15 protein-coding genes are annotated in these 20,635 nt (G+C 45.5%); all 15 read right to left on the bottom strand.

Translation table 11 applies throughout. From position 1 onward, the window contains the following. Window positions 1–142: 142 nt before the first annotated feature. The gene (locus tag DXD11_RS14655; protein ID WP_118757644.1) at window positions 143–3,376 is read right to left on the bottom strand and encodes a glycosyl hydrolase 53 family protein; all 3,234 of its coding nucleotides are present in this window, start codon (window positions 3,374–3,376) and stop codon (window positions 143–145) included. A 400-nt stretch (window positions 3,377–3,776) separates the two neighbouring features. After that, window positions 3,777–4,664, bottom strand: a complete 888-nt coding sequence (locus tag DXD11_RS01680; protein ID WP_118757643.1) for a sensor histidine kinase — start codon at window positions 4,662–4,664, stop codon at window positions 3,777–3,779. Window positions 4,665–4,722: 58 nt separating this feature from the next. Further along, complete coding sequence (locus tag DXD11_RS01675) at window positions 4,723–5,184, bottom strand: response regulator transcription factor (RefSeq protein ID WP_118757642.1); 462 nt, start codon at window positions 5,182–5,184, stop codon at window positions 4,723–4,725. Window positions 5,185–5,317: 133 nt separating this feature from the next. After that, window positions 5,318–6,397 carry a translation elongation factor Ts gene (gene tsf, locus DXD11_RS01670; RefSeq protein WP_022216097.1) on the bottom strand — a complete coding sequence of 360 codons (1,080 nt, stop codon included), beginning with the start codon at window positions 6,395–6,397 and terminating at the stop codon, window positions 5,318–5,320. A gap of 182 nt (window positions 6,398–6,579) precedes the next feature. Beyond that, window positions 6,580–7,314 (bottom strand): 30S ribosomal protein S2, encoded by a 735-nt coding sequence (gene rpsB / locus DXD11_RS01665; protein WP_015533520.1) that lies wholly within the window; start codon window positions 7,312–7,314, stop codon window positions 6,580–6,582. Window positions 7,315–7,522: 208 nt separating this feature from the next. Next, window positions 7,523–8,338: a hypothetical protein gene (locus tag DXD11_RS01660; protein WP_117548783.1), complete on the bottom strand. Its 816-nt coding sequence runs from the start codon at window positions 8,336–8,338 to the stop codon at window positions 7,523–7,525. 30 nt (window positions 8,339–8,368) lie between these two features. Beyond that, window positions 8,369–9,115: a hypothetical protein gene (locus DXD11_RS01655; protein ID WP_118757641.1), complete on the bottom strand. Its 747-nt coding sequence runs from the start codon at window positions 9,113–9,115 to the stop codon at window positions 8,369–8,371. A gap of 19 nt (window positions 9,116–9,134) precedes the next feature. After that, a complete protein-coding gene (locus DXD11_RS01650; RefSeq protein ID WP_118757640.1) occupies window positions 9,135–10,343 on the bottom strand; it encodes a DUF6115 domain-containing protein in 1,209 nt (402 codons plus the stop codon). Window positions 10,344–10,381: 38 nt separating this feature from the next. Continuing rightward, complete coding sequence (gene codY / locus DXD11_RS01645; protein WP_022216094.1) at window positions 10,382–11,146, bottom strand: GTP-sensing pleiotropic transcriptional regulator CodY; 765 nt, start codon at window positions 11,144–11,146, stop codon at window positions 10,382–10,384. Window positions 11,147–11,467: 321 nt separating this feature from the next. Next, entirely contained in the window at window positions 11,468–13,552 is a 2,085-nt protein-coding gene (gene topA, locus DXD11_RS01640) for a type I DNA topoisomerase (RefSeq protein ID WP_118757865.1), read from the bottom strand. Window positions 13,553–13,629: 77 nt separating this feature from the next. Then, window positions 13,630–14,709 (bottom strand): DNA-processing protein DprA, encoded by a 1,080-nt coding sequence (dprA, locus tag DXD11_RS01635; RefSeq protein ID WP_118757639.1) that lies wholly within the window; start codon window positions 14,707–14,709, stop codon window positions 13,630–13,632. A 1-nt stretch (window position 14,710) separates the two neighbouring features. Continuing rightward, the gene (locus tag DXD11_RS01630) at window positions 14,711–16,243 is read right to left on the bottom strand and encodes a YifB family Mg chelatase-like AAA ATPase (RefSeq protein WP_118757638.1); all 1,533 of its coding nucleotides are present in this window, start codon (window positions 16,241–16,243) and stop codon (window positions 14,711–14,713) included. Window positions 16,244–16,363: 120 nt separating this feature from the next. Continuing rightward, window positions 16,364–17,254 carry an ABC transporter permease gene (locus DXD11_RS01625; RefSeq protein WP_118016663.1) on the bottom strand — a complete coding sequence of 297 codons (891 nt, stop codon included), beginning with the start codon at window positions 17,252–17,254 and terminating at the stop codon, window positions 16,364–16,366. Then, entirely contained in the window at window positions 17,232–18,197 is a 966-nt protein-coding gene (locus DXD11_RS01620) for an ABC transporter ATP-binding protein (protein ID WP_117548777.1), read from the bottom strand. The genes DXD11_RS01625 and DXD11_RS01620 overlap by 23 nt, the downstream gene beginning before the upstream one ends. Further along, window positions 18,197–20,506: a hypothetical protein gene (locus DXD11_RS01615; protein WP_118757637.1), complete on the bottom strand. Its 2,310-nt coding sequence runs from the start codon at window positions 20,504–20,506 to the stop codon at window positions 18,197–18,199. The genes DXD11_RS01620 and DXD11_RS01615 overlap by 1 nt, the downstream gene beginning before the upstream one ends. Window positions 20,507–20,635: the final 129 nt, after the last annotated feature.

Genomic DNA, 20,635 nt, shown 5'->3' with positions numbered 1-20,635 from the left:
ATCACTTAATGATACTTTTTCAACTACTTTTAAATAATTTCTTAATGTTCCTTACAAAAATTAAATAACATATAAACAAATAATAAAATAGTCCGGCCGGGTATTCCCCAATCGGACTATCGTATATATGTATTACTCTGTACTATTTTACTTTTTTGACAACAAGACCTCTCACTACTTTATATCTTGAACCTGATATCTTAACTATACCGGTAACTTCTGTGGCGATCTTGCCCTTCTTCACATAGTAGTTCTTGTGATTCTTAGGACTCTTTACTATTCCCGTCTTGCCTGACTGGAATACACCCTTGTAGATATAGCATTTAGCACCTGTTGTGGTACTCTTGAAGAAGCCTGTATAACCTGACTGGATTATACCTTTCTTTACATAGTAATACTTCTTATTCTTAGTGCTTCTGACAAGTGCTGTCTTGCTCTCTGCAAATTTGCCCTTTATTATGAGACACTGCTGTCCCTTTGAATTTCTGTAGAAACCTGTGTAAGCTGTATAAATCTTGCCATTCTTTACAAGATATGTTTTTCCCGTCTTAGGGCTCTTTACAAGTCCCTTGTATCCTGTCTTTACCACGCCATTTACAACATAGTAGTTGACTCCGGCACTCTTGACAAATCCTGTGTAATTCTCCTGAACCACGCCCTTCTTATAGAAGTAGGTCTTTCCATTCTCCTTCACAAGACCATTCTTGCTTGTATCAATAGAAGGAGTTGGGTCTGGTGTTGGATCTGGATCAGGTGTTGGTATTGGATCTGGTGTTGGATCCGGGTCCGGTGTCGGATCTGGGTCTGGTGTTGGATCTGGGTCCGGTGTTGGATCTGGATCCGGTGTTGGATCTGGATTTGGATCTGGTGTCGGTGTGATATCCGCATCCTTGTAGAGATATGCGTCATCCCATGTTCCCCATGCCTTACCTGATGCGGTTGCTCTCATTCCGACAACAACCTCTGTTGTCTCTTCCACTGTAAATCTAATCTCAGGATGCTGCCATATCTTCCATCCCTGTGGAACTGCTGAAGCTGATGCAAGCTCTGTGTCTCCTGCCTTTGCATATACCTCGTATACATCATTGTCTCCATTTGCACCGCCCTGGATATATGCGCTGAACACATACTTGCCCGGCTCAAGTGTGATGGTCTGATACATGTCATATGTGAAATCTGAAGCATTGTAGTAATGTGCACAGTATGCTCCGTTTCTGTAGTCTTCCTTTGTCTTTATTGCAAGTCCCTTGCTGGTATCTGCGATCGTCCAGCCCTCATTTCCTGACTCAAATCCAGGATTTACAAGAATGTTCTCCTTTAATATTGTTACATTGCACTGAACCTCGACAGTCTCATCATTTACTGTCACAATTCCCTTTACAGTACATGTTCCTGCACCGTAGTTCTTTACCTTCTCAAGTGCTCCATCCTCCCAAGTGATGTCTGCGCTCTCTGAATTGCCATCATTGTAAGCTACTGTTGCTGCAGTCGGCAGAGCTACATTTGCAATATCTGTTATCTCGATCTCAACATCATCAACTGTTATTGAGACTACCTCTCTCTTTGTCTTTGTTCCTGTATGAACATAGGCAAATGTCTTGAGCGACTCAAGTGGGTGTCCTGTGAAGTCAAACAGTGCCTGGTTGTCAACTGCTGAACCGCCGTACCACTTGCCGGCGTCTGCTGCGTCGTACTCTCCTGCGTATGATGAAGCCCAGCCTGAACCGTACTTCTCCCATGCCTCCTTGTTGGCTGCAAGGACGTCTGCTGCATTCTCTGCAGATGAATCATACACATTTACAGGAAGCCATGCAGGCTCCCAGTAGAATACACCGATTCCTGATGAACCTGTATTCTTTACAGCCTTGATAACTGAGCTGATCTCATTTGCCTGTCCCTGAACTGATATGTCGTAGGTTGTTGAGTCATTTACGCCCTTTCTCACGGTGTTGTCATGTCCATCTCCGTCATCCAGTGTGTATGCCCATGATGTCTCTGCTACCATTACCAGCTTGCCGTATGTGTCAGCCACATTCTTGAGAACTGATGTGAGGTTGTCAAGTGTGCCATGCCATACAGGATAGTATGATGATGCAAATACATCGTAGTCTACATTGTATGTATTAAGTCTCTTTGCAAAATTTGCGTAATTGCCACTTCTCTCAGGATTGGTGAAATGGATGGCAACAAGGATATTCTTGTCAATGGCTCTCACCGCCTCGCTTCCGGCACTGAAGATCTTTGCCATGTTTTCCCAGTTCTTTGATGTCTCACCGCATATTCCGTTGGTCGTCTCATTTCCGATCTGAACCATACCCACATCAACGCCAGCATCGAGCAGAGTCTTAAGGCTCTCCGATGTGTATGACTTAACTGCAGCTACCTTCTCGTCAAGAGTAAAGTCAGCCCAAGCCTTTGGCACCTGCTGCTTACCTGGATCAGCCCAGAAATCTGAATAATGGAAATCCACAAGAAGCTTTATTCCGGCTGCTGTTGCATACTGTCCGATCTTCTTGGCTGTCTCCAAATCATTGTTACCGCCGCCGTAACCGTTTTTGTCTGCATCATATGGATCATTCCATACACGGACACGCACATAATTTATTCCACATGAAGCAAGGAACTTGAAGTATCCGATATCGTCAAGCTCATTGCCATCGAAGTCATAATACTTAACTCCACTGTTCTTCAGTGACACATAGGATGATACGTCTACACCCTCGATAAATGACTGCTTCTCTCCGTTCAGATCTGTGTATGTGAGATCACTCACGCGGTCCACATATATTCCAGCCTCCACAGGCTCAACTACATCTTCCTCGTCTGTAAGCTTGCAGAGCTTTACATTGTCTATCTTGCCCCAATATCCCTTGGCAAGACTGCCCTTGAATGAAATGCTGACATCAGTTGTATCCTCAAGAACGAACTCTTCTGTCTCATTTGTCGCCCATGCATCCCATCCGGTCGTGGCTCCGACAGCCTGTGACTTATCAGCGACAGATACTGTGAGCCCTGTATCCTGGGCATCGCCCTCGACATCATACTCCAGCTTGTATGTTCCTGCAGGAACAGCCTCTACAGTCTGTGTGATGCTGACATCAGCCGCATCAGAAGCCCAGATATTCAGATAATATGTGGAGTTTACATTACTTCCACCATTTTTTACAACAAGCTCAGCTCCCGATTCACTCTCTATAGTCCAGTTACTGCTGTCACCTGTTTCAAAATCGCCATTTGCAACCTTGAGTGTGTCCACCCAGCTCTCCGCAGCCTTCGCTGTTATCAGTGAAGCTCCAGATCCAAAGATCTGCCCTACCATAAGCGCTCCTGCAAGAACTGCACAACCAATCTGTTTTACAATTCTCTTTCTTCTCATATATGCCCTCCTAATAAGTATTATTACGCAGACGCATCCCAATGCGCTCCGCGCGGCGTCTGCATTATCACAAGGATTCCTCCTTGCAATAATAATGTTGATCAACAGTTGCGCAACCGTTTGTCCTCATGCTGATATATTAACATATTTGAGTTCTGGTTACCATGTCGCTTGTAGACAATGTTTTTGGGAATTATTTGTGTATTTTGTATATGTCAAAGCGCAACTTAAGCGCAATTTGTGTGCAATTTTGTGCGCAACAGGATAATATTATGTTATGTATTTTCAAATATGCACAATAAATCCCAACGCTTACACAAAGAAAACGCCCTGTCCATGATATGTTATGTAAACTTCATATCATGAACAGAGCGTTTTAACGTATACACACTGTATTATTCTATAATGTAACCTGGAATGTGATGTATCCATCCCCGTCACATCTTGCTGTTATCCTGCCCTTGTGAGACTCAACTATCGATTTGGCGAGAGAAAGTCCTATTCCCGAACCTCCGGTCTCCGAATTTCTTGAGCTGTCAGGTCTATAGAATCTCTCAAACAATATATCCTGAGAGCCCTCTTCCATGCCATCTGTGAGGTTTTTGAGAACAAACTTCACCTTTCTGCCATCACGCTTCAAGGATATACTTATATCCGCTGATTCAACAGCATACTTCATGGCGTTATCCACCAGTATGCTTATGAGCTGCCTGATGGAATTCTCATCTCCGACATACTTTATTCCATCTTCGATATCCGCGCTGATCTTCTTGCCTCGAACCTCTGACAGAGACGAGAAATGATCTATCACCTCATACGCCACATCAGACAGATCAAACTTTGCCTTCTCCTTCGGTTCAGGATTCTCATCCAGTCTGGAGAGAGCCACCATCTGATTTGTGAGCGCTGTCAGTCTCTTGACCTGATCCCTGGTGTTCTTCGTCCATTCACTCTCACCGTTCACCATCTCTATAACCTTGGTATTTGCATCTATGATGGTTAGGGGTGTCTTGATCTCATGGCTTGCATCGGTGATAAACCGCTTCTGCTTGGCATAACTCTCAGCCACCGGCTTGAATATCTTCTTTGACCAGAACAGCACCAGCATGAACACCGCAAGGAATCCCAGAAGTGACACTCCTACACTGTATACCAATGTATTTCTGAACGACTCCAGCTCCTGACGGCAGTCGACAAATATTATCCTGGTTCCATCCTCACAGTCCGCTACCCTGTATCTGTATATATCCGTAAATCCACTGTCTGAACCGTCCCCAAGTATCTTCAAAGCATACGACTCGGCTTCCGATTCATCAACAGCAGCTATATTGTCAAGGCTGTAGGACTCAACAGCCCCATATCTTCTCCATCATAAGCTCTGCTGATATTATCGCATTCTGATTTGCCATCAGCAGTTCCATGATCTGATATTCCTTGTTCTGCAGCTTTACGCTTCCACCAGATGAACTGAGCTCATAATTCAGGCTGTTTAACGTGCAGTCGCCATACTTCATCTCCGTGCTGACCGCCTCACTCTTTCTTCTGGTTATCGCACGTATCCTTGCCAGGAGTTCCTTTGTCTCAAATGGCTTTGCAAGATAATCGTCCGCCCCCAGATCAAGGCCGTTGATCTTGTCATCAGTCTCAGCCTTGGCCGTGAGGACTATGATCGGAATCCTCGTTGCAGCCTCACCCGGCAGCATTCTTATCCTCTCTGCAGCCTCCACACCGTCAGGCATAAGGTCGACCAGAAGCCCGGATGCCGATTCTATGTGTCCCTGCTCGTTACTCAGCTCGTTTGCGATCATCTGAACCGCAATTATATAGATTATATTTTATACAGTGCCGGATTTCAGCAGAAACAGACAATAAAAAAGCCCCACGGCCAGCTCAAAAGCCAACCGCAAGGCAATTATTCATTTATTCAGATACGGGATATGATTAAACGTTCATCTGCTTAGCAACCTCGGCTGCGAAGTCCTCGTTCTTCTTCTCCATTCCCTCTCCAACCTCGAAACGAACGAAGCTGGCGATCTTGAGATCCTTGTTAACTGACTCAAGGTACTTGGCAACTGTCTGCTTGCCATCCTCAGCCTTAACGTATACCTGATCAAGAAGGCTGATCTCCTTAACCTGCTTTGAGATACGTCCCTCAACAAGACCATTGAAGATCTTATCTGCAACGATAACATCCTTATCAGCGATAGCAAGCTCTGCAAGCTGTGCCTTTGCCTCCTTTGAAAGGAAGTTGAATAAGAAGTTCATGTTGCTCTTCTTCTCTTCGTAGATAGCTACATCCTCTGCGCTCCATACGCCGTCAACAGCCTTTGCGATAAGCTTGTTAAGGATTGGTTTTGGAAGTGTATCAGGTGCATTAAGTGCACTGTCAACTGTGATCTCCTTAAGCTTAGCCATAGCGTCTGCTGAGATATCAGCTCTGCTGATGTACTGTGGGTTCATAGCTGCGATCTGCATAGCTACGTTCTTGAGTGCTTCCTTAGCAGCGTCATCGCTTGCGCCGTTACCAGCTACGATAACACCGATTCTTCCATTGCCGTGTAAGTAGTCAACTACTACATCGCCTGAAAGCTTCTGGAATCTACGGAATGATAACTTCTCTCCGATTGTTGCTGTCTTGTCAACAAGGGCTTCCTTAAGACCATTCTCTCCGAGAAGTGCCTCAACATCCTCGCCATCCTTGCCACCAACAAGTGATGAAGCAAGTGCCTGATCAGCGATCTGCTGAACAAATGTCTGGAATATCTCGTTCTTAGCAACGAAGTCTGTCTCTGAGTTAACCTCTACAACAACACCTGTTGTACCATTAACTGCTGCACGGCAGATACCCTCTGCTGCGATTCTGCTTGCCTTCTTCTCAGCCTTAACTGCACCGCTCTTACGAAGTACATCTACTGCTGCTTCCATATTACCATCAGTCTCTGCAAGTGCCTTCTTGCAATCCATCATACCGGCACCTGTGAGCTCTCTTAACTCTTTAACCTGAGCTGCTGTGATTGCCATCTTATTTTACCTCCAAATTTGAATATTGACATATCATAATAATGGTTATGTCGTTTTATTAAAGCTTTTTCAGCCTGTATATGTCTCTTTAAAAGTCACGGGATAATACTTTTTATATTACCCCGTTACCTTTTATAATCATTTATTAATTATAATCAATGATGATCAATATCAACTACAGATTACTCCTCTGCAGCCTCCTCAGCCTCTGCCTCATCTACTGAATCAGCATCAACACCCTGCTGAGCCTCGATAACAGCGTCTGCCATCTTTGAAACGATAAGCTTTACAGCTCTGATAGCGTCGTCGTTACCAGGGATTACATAATCAAGCTCCTCTGGATCACAGTTTGTATCAGCGATACCAACAAGCTTAATTCCAAGTGACTGAGCCTCCTGGATACATATTCTCTCCTTCTTAGGATCAACAACGAAGATCATGTCTGGGATTCTCTTCATGTTCTTGATACCGCCAAGATTCTTCTCGAGCTTCTCCATCTCCTTCTTGATCTGGATAACTTCCTTCTTAGGAAGAACGTCAAATGTACCGTCCTGCTCCATCTCCTCGTACTTCTTAAGAGTAGCGATTCTTGTCTGGATTGTCTTGAAGTTTGTAAGCATACCTCCAAGCCATCTCTCATTTACATAGTACATACCGCAACGCTCTGCCTCGCTCTTGATTGAGTCCTGAGCCTGCTTCTTTGTACCAACGAAAAGGATTGTTCCACCGTTTGCAACACAATCACCGATTGCATTGTAAGCATCGTCAACCATTCCTACTGACTTCTGAAGATCGATGATGTAGATACCATTACGCTCTGTGTAGATGTATGGCTTCATCTTAGGGTTCCATCTTCTTGTCTGGTGTCCGAAATGTACACCTGCCTCTAATAACTGCTTCATTGAAATAACGCTCATTTTTTCTACCTCCATGGTTAAAATCTTCTGCCGGCATCAACTCTTTGGACCACCCGAGCACAGGCACCACGCCAACTATCAACCAGCATGTATATTTGTTATGCGCACTCACGCAATCGACATTGTAACACAAAAAAAAAGTGCATTCAAGCACTTTTTTCTGAAAATATATGTTTTATAAGAAGTATTCTGTCTGCCGGTCCGTGTTCTATTTTGCTCTTGTCCTGATGCTGTTTATTATATATGAAACACTGGCTACAACAAACAGAAGATAACCGACCGCAAGCTCACCCCAGAATGAACTCATAGTATCTGCAGCATCCAGCACATCATACATACTCTTATAACAGTCAAAGAAGCTCACATCATATCCATAATCACTAAATTCCTGATATAATTCCATGCTGACACTCAGTCTCTCTGAAATGTATATCATTCCTATACACAACACTACGCAGATTATTATGCCCTTCAGGTCAAGTTTCTTTCCAAACTTGTTGTACCCCATCATGGCACATATGACCATAACCGCTCCTGATATGCCTGCGATATAACCAAGCTTATACACAACAAGCCAGAGCACAACTCCGACCAGTGATCCAAGAAACGCTCCTACCAGTCCTGCCAGAACATTTGATCCGGAACTCTTTGCTTTTTTCCCCTGTGGATTCATAGTCTCCTGATCGTAGCCCTGGCCATATGGCTGACTCTGTCCATACATCTGGTTCTGTCCATACTGTGGATTCTGACCATACATCTGGTTCTGGCCATACTGATGATTCTGACCGTACTGCTGTCTCGGATAATAGTTGTCCGTCTGTGAGGCAGCTCCACAATCCGGTTCAGCCGGATTGTTATACCGGTACATAGGACTGGTCTCACTGTGAGTTATTCCAAATTCATTCGGTACATACTGCAAGGCTGCCGGATTTGGCGCAAACGGATCCATACTACTACTACCACTACCCGCACTGAAACGCTGTCCCGGATATCCCATCTCCTCATTATTCATATTGTCTCCCATAATTGATTACTCCTCCCTTTTCTCGTATCTTTACTGATTACCTAATAGTATCCATACTATTCCGCCGTTTGTCTCATTTCCGGTAAATGTGTATGTTCCAGGTACAAGACTCTCAGAATATCCCGATCTGAGAAGCCAGTCGTAATACTCATCTGCATCCCTGATGCCTATCTGTCCAAGCAACTGGCATATCTCGTATGCTGATGTGCCGGCCCCAAATGTGATCTCTCCGCCGCCATTGTCATACTTGATGGCACTCGCTTTCACAGCCTCTGTCGCCGCCTCGGTAGTCTTATTTGTGCTGCTTCCTGAACCGGTCTGCGAATTCTTATCCTCTGTATAGCCGTTGTCCTTGGCAGATGGAACTCTCTCTGTCTTATCAGAAAGGCCTCCGTTGTTATCTGTTGTGCCGGTTCCATTTGACTTGTCGGAGCTTCCGGTCGTACCACTGTTGCTTCCACTGCCGCTCTCTGCATCGCTCTTGCCATTTTCTGACTTGCCTGTCTCTGTTGTAGTCTTATCGGCATTGGCATTCTTTTCCGTGGTTACTTTCTCTGTCGTTGTCTTTTCTGTCGTCTTATCCTCGGTCTTCTTCTCTGTTGTCGTCTCTGTGGAAGAATCCTCTGTGCTCTTATCCTGCTGCTGACTTACGACCGCCGTCTTGCCCTGACCTGAATCAGTTTTTCCGGCATTTCCAAAATTAAACGCAACAGTCATGGTAAGTGCTCCTATCACCAGCCCTGTACCAAGGCCTCTGAAATAACTTTTTTTATACATAGCTTACCTCCCGGACTGATTACTGTTTGTCAGCCTCATTGATCTTGTCTATCATAACCTTAGCCTCCCCAACTCCTATTCCAAGTTTGTTTGCGATCTCCATGATGCTGAGTCCCTTCTTGTGCAGGTCTGCAACCTGTGACTCTACATCTGTGCCTTCATCCCATATATCAACAACCTTGTTCTGAGCGGCTTTCTTCTTTTTTCTCTTCTTTGAACGATTGTTTCTAGATCTGGCAGCATTGTTATTCTCAGCGATTGCTGCGGCTGCCTTCTCAGGATTTTCAGCCTCTACCACTGTAAATGCACTGTCTGTTACCGGTGCATCCTCCACACTGACTGCTTTCTCGGCAGCCTCTGCATCTGCAGCAGCCTCAGTGCTGCTCTCTGACTCGGTATTCTCTTTCTGCGCTTCACCCTCGGATGTCTCCGACTTATCATTGTCAGCGATACCGTCTGTCCTTACGTCATCTTCTGCTTCAGCATCAGCTTTAGTCTCAGCTCCATCTGCTGTCTCTGTCTTATCTGCTGCCTGAGAATCATTTTCTGACTGAGCTTTCTCTGCATCCGGCTCAGTCTTCTCTGATCCGTTATCTGCCTCCGCAGGCTCTGACTCGGAAGTCTCTACAGTCTCAGGCTCATCGTATGTCACAGGCTCTTTCTCGCTGGTGTCATCCGGATCATATGCCTCGTATGCATCCTTAAGGCTCTGGTTGATGTAATCTATCATCTGCTTCTTGGCCTTCTCTGACAACTGTTTCTCACAAGCCTCAAGCTCTGTCTGCATCTTCTTCTTTGCAGCCTCTATACCCTCCTCGTATGCCTTGACTGCATCATCTATCTTCTTCTGGGTATCAGCCTGGGCTGTCTCATTTGCCTTGACTGTGCCGGCTCTGAACTCATCCAGCTCCTTCCTTGTGCTGTCCATGAGCTCACTCATTTCCTTCTTTGAACTCTCTCTCATCTCAGCAAGCTCTTTTTTCGATGACTCCCTGACCTCATCAAGGCCCTTTTTCATGTCTGATTTCACAGCTTCGCCCTGTTTCTTCAGCTCATTCTTCTTCTTCTCTACAAGGCTGTTACAATACTCATCAAGCTTCTTCTCCAGATTCTCCCTGCTCTCATCCATCACAGAATTCTCTGTATTCTCTTTTGGACTGTCAGTGAGGAAAAAGCTTACTATCACTATCGCTACACCTACTATCAATGTCACTATTGCCGGTATCATATACGTCTCTCCTTTTCGATGTATTTATAATTCTGTTCTCAGGCATTCTTCAGTTCATCAAACACCACATCATTCAGCACTTTTATGTACGTGCCCTTCATTCCCGATGATCTCGCCTCGATAACACCTGCGCTCTCAAACTTTCTGAGTGCGTTCACTATAACCGATCTTGTTATGCCTACCCTGTCTGCGACCTTGCTTGCCACCAGTATTCCCTCTTCGCCGTCAAGCTCGGAAAAAATGTGTTTGATCGCCTGCAGCTCTGAAAACGACAGAGTGTTGATTGCTGATCTCACTATGGCCAGCTTGCGGTTTTCCTCAGCATTCTCCTCATTGAGCGCCCGCATCATCTCAAGTCCCACAACGGTGGTTCCATATTCGCCAAGAATGATGTCATCTATATCGTACTCAGTCTGAAGTCTGTACAGAAACAGAGTTCCAAGTCTCTCTCCTGCTATATCAATAGGAAGGAGCAGACCATGATACTTGTCTATATCCTTTCCATCAAATCCAAGTGTCGTCAGATTAACATTCTCCTTAGTGGACAGGACGAGAAGAAGACGCTCGTTGAGCATGTTGTCTATGAGACTTCCTACCTTACCCTCAATGAGCTCATGGATCTCCGGAATATCCTCTCTGTTCTTGAGTCCGAGTATCTTGCCCTTCTTGCTTATTACCATCACGTTTGAAGCAAGAATGTCGCTGAGCACATCACAAATGTCATTAAAAACAACCTTATGTGAATTGTTATTGTGCAATAACTTGTTGATTTTTCGTGTTTTATCTAACAATTGTACACTCATAAGTTATCCTCCATTTTTTTATGTAACAAAAAGTATCTTTTGCTCGAAATATTATGACTATTTGTGATTCTACCACAACAAGATTGACATAACAACCATATTTTATGTAAAGTTGTCCTAAAAACAAAGATTTAAGAAAGTGTTGATTTTACTGGATTTTTCAGCCACAACATATAGTGGTCAGTCTTTTTTTCGACACAATTTTAATAATTATGACAACCATACACTTCTTTTAATTTTTCTACAATTCAACAAAAAAACAGACAAATTCACTAATTGTCTCCAATTAGGAATCTGTCTGTCACATATCTTATATCTTAATTATTTATCAGCAGTCTCCGCCGCCTTGTTGTTGCAGGTATAACCACACTCCTGATCTGAGCATACCAGCTTATTGCCCTTTACTATCATGTACTTTCCACATTCAGGACATTTCTCATTGCTTGGCATTGCCCATGACATGAAATCACACTCAGGTGCATTGATACATCCATAGTATCTTCTGCCCTTTCTCGTCGTCTTGATGACCACGTCTCCGCCACACTTAGGACAGGTAACACCTATCTTCTCGTAGAACGGCTTTGTAAATCTGCACTCAGGGAATCCAGGACACGCCAGGAATTTGCCGTGAGGACCATACTTGATGACCATGTTTCGTCCGCACACGTCACACACTTCCTCGGACACCTCATCCTCTATCTTGATGGACTCAAGTTCTGCCTCCGCCTTCTTCACCGCCTCGTCGAGATCCGGATAGAAATTGCGGACAACCACTTTCCAGTCCACAGTTCCCTCTCCTATCTTATCGAGAAGGGACTCCATGTTAGCCGTGAAATTCACATCTATGATAACCGGGAACGCCTGCTCCATGCTCTGGTTAACCGCATCACCTATGGCTGTCACATATAACTTCTTCTGTTCCTTCGTTATATATCTTCTCGCAAGTATGGTCGATATGGTTGGAGCATAGGTACTTGGTCTTCCAATTCCAAGCTCCTCCAATGTCTTGACAAGCAATGCCTCTGTATATCTTGCAGGCGGCTGTGTAAAATGCTGTTTCTCCTCAAAGCCGTCAAGCTCCAGCACATCGCCCTCAGCAAGATTGTTGATTCCCGCAACTGTCTCTCCTCTGTCATTGTCCAGATTGTATACAGCAAGGAATCCGTCAAATGCTATCTTTGATGCAGATGTCTGGAATGTCGCATCGCCGCAGCTTACCTTTACACTCTTGACAGAATATACCGCCCCCGCCATCTGGCTTGCAAGGAAACGATTATATATGAGCTGATACAGTCTGAACTGATCCCTTGAGAGCTGTTCCTTTACCATGACCGGTGACAGAGTCACATCTGTAGGTCTGATAGCCTCATGAGCATCCTGTATCTTCTTGTCTGTCTTGGCGCGTCCATTTGAATCGCCAATATATATATCACCGAAATTGTCCGTTATATATTTGTCAGCAGCAGCAACTGCTTCCTCTGATATTCTAGTGGAATCTGTTCTCAGGTATGTTATGAGACCTATCGTTCCACGGCCCTTGATATCAACGCCCTCATAGAGCTGCTGTGCGATTCTCATCGTCTTGGATGTCGCAAAATTGAGCTTCGATGAAGCCTCCTGCTGCAGCGTACTTGTTGTAAATGGCAGCGGTGCCTTCTTGTTTCTCTCACTCTCTTTTATGGACTTTACAATGTACTCTCCATCTTGAAGACCGCTGAGTATCTCATCGAGTGCCGCTCTGCCTGATATCTCTTCCTTATTCTTACCATCTCCGGTAAACTTGAACGTGATAGGCTTCTTGAGCTTGCCGCCAGTCAGATTCGCGTCCAGTGTCCAGTATTCCTGCGGGATAAAATCATTTATCTCCTTCTCCCTGTCACACACGAGCTTGAGTGCAACAGACTGTACACGTCCGGCAGAAAGACCTCTCTTGATCTTTGCCCAGAGAACCGGGCTGATCTTGTAACCAACAAGTCTGTCGAGCACTCGTCTCGCCTGCTGGGCATCCACAAGGTTCATGTCTATGTCCCTTGCCTGCTTTATAGAATTCTTTACCGCATTCTTTGTGATCTCATTGAACGTAATTCTCTTGTAATCCTTATTCTCCAGCTTAAGTGCTTTCATCAAATGATAGGATATAGCCTCTCCCTCACGGTCCGGGTCAGTTGCGAGATAGATCTTGTCGGCCTTCTTAACCGCTTTTCTCAGAGCGGCAAGGATATCACCTTTACCCCTTATAGTGATATATTTGGGCTCGAAATCATTATCGACGTCTATTCCCATCTGACTCTTTGGCAGATCTCTCACATGGCCATTCGAAGCAATCACCTCATAGTTTGATCCAAGAAACTTTTTTATTGTCTTAGCTTTAGCCGGAGACTCAACAATAACAAGATTTTTTGCCATAGCTATCTGTCCTTTCTGTAGGTTTCCTGTAATTCTTATCATCCCAGAGCATCTTCCGGCAGTGTTCATTTTCATGGTCAGGCTCTGACATAATAATTTCTTACCAACTGTTTTATCAATCTTTTCTGTTCTAATTCATACAATATCTGAGTCACCTCAGACACTGAAATCCCAGTCTCGAAGCATATATCATCTATATGCCTTGATTCCAAACGTACACAACTATACACTTTTTTCTCTGCAGGCGCAAGTAAATTTTTGTTAAACGCCTTTGATTCAGCTCGGTTTATGCCCATTTCATCAAGTATATCCTCCACCTGTGTGACACACACCGCCCCCATTCTGATAAGTCCGTTACAGCCTCTGCTGCCCGAATCCGTGATCCTCCCGGGAACAGCATACACTTCCCGCCCCTGCTCCAGCGCCTGGTCCGCAGTGATCAGAGAACCGCTTTTTTCCCTCGCCTCAACGACGAGCACACCGGACGAAAGTCCACTGATTATCCTGTTCCTGTACGGGAATCTGAAAGCATCCGGTCTTATGTCAAGCCCACATTCCGACAGCACTACTCCGCCGCCATTTCTTATGTCGTGATATATATCATAGTTCTCCCTCGGATACGGAACATTTATACCACTTCCGAGCACAGCCACAGTCTTTCCTCCGGCCTTCATGGCAGCTCTGTGCGCAGCACCATCTATTCCCAGTGCCATTCCACTGACTATAGTAACCCCTGATGCTGCAAGCTCCCCCGACAGCCTGTCGGCAGCTTCCCTTCCGTACACAGAGGCCTTTCTTGCCCCTACCACCGCAACCGCAGGGTCCAGGTCCGCCAGCACATCCACATCCCCTGCTGCAAACAGAAGCATAGGGGGGTCCGGTATATCATACAGCTTCCCGGGATACAGCTTATGTCCCGGATAAATATATGTAATGTCATTTCTTCGAAGCTCCTCTGCATATGCCGCAACTTTCCCGGCATCCCTGTGTTCAAGGAATCCGTCAGCCTGAGCCTGTGTGAGTTCATCCCGAAGCTGTTCCTCAGAAGTGTTCCACAGTCCTCTTATACCTCCGTATTTCATGGCAACGTTCATCTTCACAGTGTGAGTCATTCTGCTTATCATCCCAAACCAGAGATAAAGTAATTCCTCCGTCATGTCACACACCTCCCTGAATGTCCGCATTTCTGAAGAACACCGCTTCTCTCAGGTGTTTTATCCCGACCTCAGGATCTCCATCGAGATCCGCAATAGTCCTGGCTATCTTGAGTACCCTGTATGCTCCTCTCGCAGTCATATCCATATCAGCAAAACAGTCCTCCATGAAATTCTTTGCCTCGCCGTCAAGCACTACATATTTACTGCATAATGCCGAATCCATCTGGGAATTGAACCGTATATTTTCACCGCTGAACCTTTCACTCTGTATCCTCTGGGCTCTCAGCACACTCTCCCTCATTTCTGCTGAATTCTTCCCTGTCCGGCCACCAAATAACTGTCTGCAGTCCACCTTCCTAACATCCACATTTATATCTATCCTGTCAAGCAGAGGCTTGCTTATCCTGGCATTATAATTTCTGATCTGCCTGACCGTGCATGTACACCTGTTCATATCCGGGTACTGTCCGCAGGGGCATGGATTTCTCGCCGCAACCAGCATGAAGTCCGCAGGAAATCTGTATATTCCACCAAGCCTTGATATACTGACCTCACCGTCCTCAAGGGGCTGTCTCATGACCTCGAGCACGTTCCGGTTAAACTCCGGCAGCTCATCGAGAAACAGCACACCACCGTGTGCAAGACTGATCTCTCCTGGTCTCGGATTATGCCCGCCGCCGGACAGGGCATGCAGGGATATCGTATGATGAGGTGCCCGGAATGGACGGCGGTTTATTATATGACAGGATTCATCCAGAAGTCCCGCCACACTGTACACCTTCGTTATCTCTATACTCTCCTCAAGGCTGAGTCTCGGAAGTATCGTCGGGATACGTCTGGCTATCATGGATTTGCCTGCCCCGGCGGAGCCTGTCATGAGTATGTTGTGCATTCCCGCCGCGGCTATCTCCACTCCACGTTTAAGGGATTCATGCCCCATTACCTCAGAGAAATCCACTTCAGCTTCATCCCCTGACGTATCTAGCATGGCTTCTACATCAACATATTCAGGATCTATGGTCTGTATACCACTCAAGTGATCGACCAGCTCTCCTATACTTGTGACCGGTATAACAGTCATCCCACGTATAATGGCGGCCTCCCTGGAATTCCCCGCCGGCACTATACAGCTCCTCACACCTTCGCTGTACGCAGAGTGAACTATGGACAGCACACCGCTCACCATATTCACATGTCCGTCAAGCCCCAGCTCTCCAAGAATAAGTATGTTCTTTATATTGTCTGTTGGAATAACGCCCATGGACGCCAGCATACCCGCTGCGATGGGCAGATCGAAGGCAGTGCCTTCCTTTCTGATATCCGCCGGAAAGAGATTGATCGTTATTCTCTTCGGAGGAATGTTGAAACCGGAATTGCGCAGTGCAGTCCGGACCCGTTCTCCTGCTTCCTTCACGCAGGAGGACAGGTATCCGACCATATTCATAACGGGAAGCCCATCGTGTATATCCGTCTCCACTGATATGAGCGTCCCGTCGATTCCCTGTACAAGTCCACTTAATACTTTACTATACATAAGCAAGTGCTCCTTCCCGCTCTGCCGAGCAGCCTCTCCATCGGAGCACATATTACACTAAAAAGGATATCCCATAATCAAACACAAGTCAAACTCCATTTTGTATACCTGTTTGGAATATCATATCCTTGACTTTTTCCTTTTTCTGCTGCCCTTAATCAGCTTCACCGAAGCCACCTTAAGCAACACAAATGATGCTGCGAGATTCACACACACTGAGATCACGGCCATATGATCCACCACGAAATTCGTGTATTTACCGTATCCCGTCATGGTTTCCACCACAGATTCATCCTCGAGCAATCTGACGAAATTTTCTGCTATCCATATGGCAGGATTGACTGCATAGCACACTGCCTTTCCCATCATATAAGCAGCATAACTGCTTCTTGAACCGTCCGACATATACATCATGGATTCAAAAACTTTTCCTATCGCATATGATAAAAACACAACAGCCGCTATAGTCACTATGGTTGATATGGCCGCCGACACAGAAGTTCTCTTCACGCAGGAGTAAAATATTCCGATACTACCAACGTATATATCTATAAAGAGAACCATTCCAAGGTATTTGAACAGTTCGTCCCAGCCCATTCCTCCAACTATGAATGCAACCGCCATAAACGGAAGAGTTGCTATGACATACATTGCCGTGGTGGCAACTGCCGACAGGAGCTTTCCGGCAACTATCGATATAGGTCTTACCGGAGTCGTCAGCATGATCTCAAGCGTCTGTCTCTCCCTCTCACCGGATATCGAGGTGGATGTGATTATCGGAACTATGAGTCCTATTATGCACAGCTCACACACCGCAAGCACAGGAAACATCTGTGCAATATTTGAATAATATACCTGATATGCTGAGCCTCTGCTCGTCATGAAGAGCATTCCGACAACCAGCGCAAACAGGCAGTTGATGACTGTTATCGTCACGACCATTCTGGCACTTCTCGCATTTACCAGAATATCCTTCTTCAATATGGGATTAATAATTGTTCTTCGCGCCACGATTCTCACCTCCCGTAATCTTAAGGAACAGGGATTCCAGATCTTCCTTCTCCCTGAAAAACTGATGAACGTGCACACCGTTGTCCACAAGACTTCTGAGAAGCTCGGCGTCAGACTCCCTCGTGCCTGAATAATAGACAAGAATTTCTCCATCTTGTATACTTATGCGATCCACATTGAATCTTTCCTTCACAATGACAGATATCCTGTTGGCTGAGGCCTCCGCATCAAGTCCCAACATATATCCCTTTATCCTTACAGGAGGCATGTTCTTATCACCATTTACAATCTCATCCACGCTTCCGCTGGCCACTATCTTTCCGTGGTCTATGACACCTATACTCGTACACATCTCTGAAAGCTCCGGCAGAATATGCGAGCTTATCACGATGGTCTTGCCCATCTCCTTCAGATCACGCAGTATATTCTTCATATCATGTCTTGACCTTGGATCCAGACCCGAACTCGGCTCATCGAGCACCAGAAGCTCGGGATCATGTATGAGCGCTCTTGCTACACAAAGTCTCTGCTTCATACCTCTTGAAAGGCTGTCGACGAACTCGTCCTTTTTATCCTGAATGGCGACAAGCTCCAGATATTTATCTGCGACCTTCTCCACTTCCCGCTTGCTCATGCCGTACATGGAGCCATAAAAATCCATGTACTCCATGACCTTCAGATTGTCGTACACACCGAAAAAGTCAGGAACATATCCTATCTTCCGTTTCACATCCGCAGGTCTGCCAAGTGCGTCTACACCGTCTATGGTGACCTTTCCCGATGTGGCTTTAAGGAGTCCGCACATGATCCTCATGGTTGTCGTCTTACCGGCACCATTTGGTCCGACAAATCCGAATATCTCGCCCTTATCAATATGAAGGTTCATATGATCGAGCGCAACAAACTTTCCATATCTCTTGGTGAGTTCTTCTATATCAACCATTACCGGACACCTCCCCTCGCACTGATATGTGGAAGGTAACTGTCCACATAATAATCTCCCTGCTGAGGAGATATAAATCTCATAGCCAGGCATCCGTCCGACATATATTTGTCAAGTTCCTGCCCCTTTATGATCGTCTGTCCATCGGCAAATACCGTGTCATATTCGCCGGTCTCTCTGTTGAGCATCTGCACTACGACCTTGTTCTTGCCGCTTCCCGCCTGGGTCTTATCGTATATCAGTTCCGTTATATCATCATTCTTGCCAAATCTGATGTTAACGTCCACGGTTTCAGAATACATTAACAGATCGTCATCACCATAATCTGATCCGCCGATTCCATTCTCATCCCTGTCATAAATGCTGTAATAATAAACTCCATCCACATCCTCATATTTAAGGGTATCTATGTCGTATACCATATAGCTGCCATAATTTTCCGTATCGGCATCACTCATCATATCCGGATCCCGCTGTATGGTTCCCCACACAGCCACAACGCCGTCATCTGCAGCGAGTCTACTGTACTGGGCAAGCCGGAGCTGCATGTAATAATTTCCGGACCATTCCGTCGACGATTCATCATCTCCGAAATAATCCTCACCATACTTCTTCGTGTAATATGATCTCATTCCGTCAAGTATGGAGCCGCCGTCAAATTTGTGGGTATTCTTCCTGCTTATCCGTATGGTATCTCCCGCTCTCAGGACATCAGCAACGTAATAATATCCCTCGGACATGACCACAAGATTCTCCACATCGTACGAGGTGTCATTTGTCAATGTTCCCTCAAAGCCATCTGTATATAATGTCAAATTCTTCCGAATCCTTCCAATATCGTTGCTTCCAGCAAAGCTTGCATTAGCTGATATAGTGCCAAATGAACGATTGCTGTAATAATTCAGTGTAACGCCATCTTTTCCATCATTTTTTACCGCATTGAGATTGTCATAAAAGCTGGATTCCATGGAATTATCCACCTCGATGTTGGAATATTTGCTGTTGATGTCTATCTTGTATTGTCCAGATTTTCCGCCTATTATATATGAATATGCGTTCTCCCGCTTGGTATCACCGCTTATATCCGCAGCCACAAATGTAAGTCCGATAGGCTTTGTAACTCTGTACTTGAGGCTTACCATATATATGGCACCTGTACCGATAATTGCACATACCGGGATAACTCCCCATATGAGCTCCTTCTTTTTGAGCCTGCTGAGGACGATGTACGCCACAGGACCACACACAATGATATATATGATCAGCACGAGCATAATGACAACAGGTGACGGGGTGCTTCTCTTGTTGGCTGCATTTGCCACATCATATCCATAATATGTGCCACCATAATACCAGCCTCCATCGATCCAGTTATGTGTCATATCCGTAAAGCCTGCCTCCAGAGCAGCCTGCGCCTGGGCAGTCTTATCCTTCTCATCAGTCTGTGCAAGTGAATATGGGAGCACCACGATCCTGCCATATCCCATATTCAGATAGGACCCATCTGAGCCGTCCAGCTCATGAACCTTCTGTGTGTCATTCACAGCGGATACAAAATCGCCGTCAAAGCTGCTGAGTTCATTTTCATCTGACGACTTGGCCAGTATCATAGCTCCACCACTGTACACCCATTGTTTTATGGCAGCACTCTGCTTCTCTGACAATCCCGACAGATCATAATCATCCACCAACAGGTACTCTATAGCCTCCAGTCCCTCCTCGGACTCAGGAATGTCTGAGGGTGATAATGCAACAGTCTCTACCTTTGCATTATCATACACATTGTCCATGGAGACATCCTCTATATAAGACATGGCATCCTGTCTGTCACTAATCACTCCCACTGCGGCTACCATATCATTGCCCTCTATACTCAGTGAATCCCGCTCTGAGTACACCAGCTCTCCGTCACTGTCCTTGATCTCAACCTTTGCTATACCGGAGCCCATATTATCGACACAGAATTCCAGCTCTGTATTTTCTCCTGCCTTTAATTCCACATCTCTGGCATATGTCATATTCTTCGTGCCAAAGCCTTCGGAATAGCTCGTCTGTACAGACACATTTCCCGCAAAATCTGTGTCACACACAATATCCAGCCTGATAACACTGCCTCTGTCATTTACCGCATATCCATTGAGTCCATACTTTAGCTGTATATCAAAATCAGGGTTATTTTCAATTATCCTCTGTTCAACCCGTCCATATGCACTATCTGTGTTCGTTTCCGCCATAGCTGGACAGATCATACCTCCAAGCAGCATAAGTGCAACCGCACCGCCACACGCAAGTTTCGCCGATCTGATCATAAGTCTTTCCTTCCAATTTGACTTTATTTTTTACACTAAACTTATAATAAATTCTGCCGGTAAATAACGCAACTTACACTTTCGTAAGGACACGTCAAAGCTCTTCCGGCATTCTCCGGCCGCGCAAAA

The organism is Coprococcus sp. TF11-13 (assembly GCF_003481085.1).
GTDB lineage: Bacteria > Bacillota > Clostridia > Lachnospirales > Lachnospiraceae > Coprococcus > Coprococcus aceti.
Note: the sequence above shows the minus strand (reverse complement) of the source record. Positions and strands in the feature narration are given on the sequence as shown.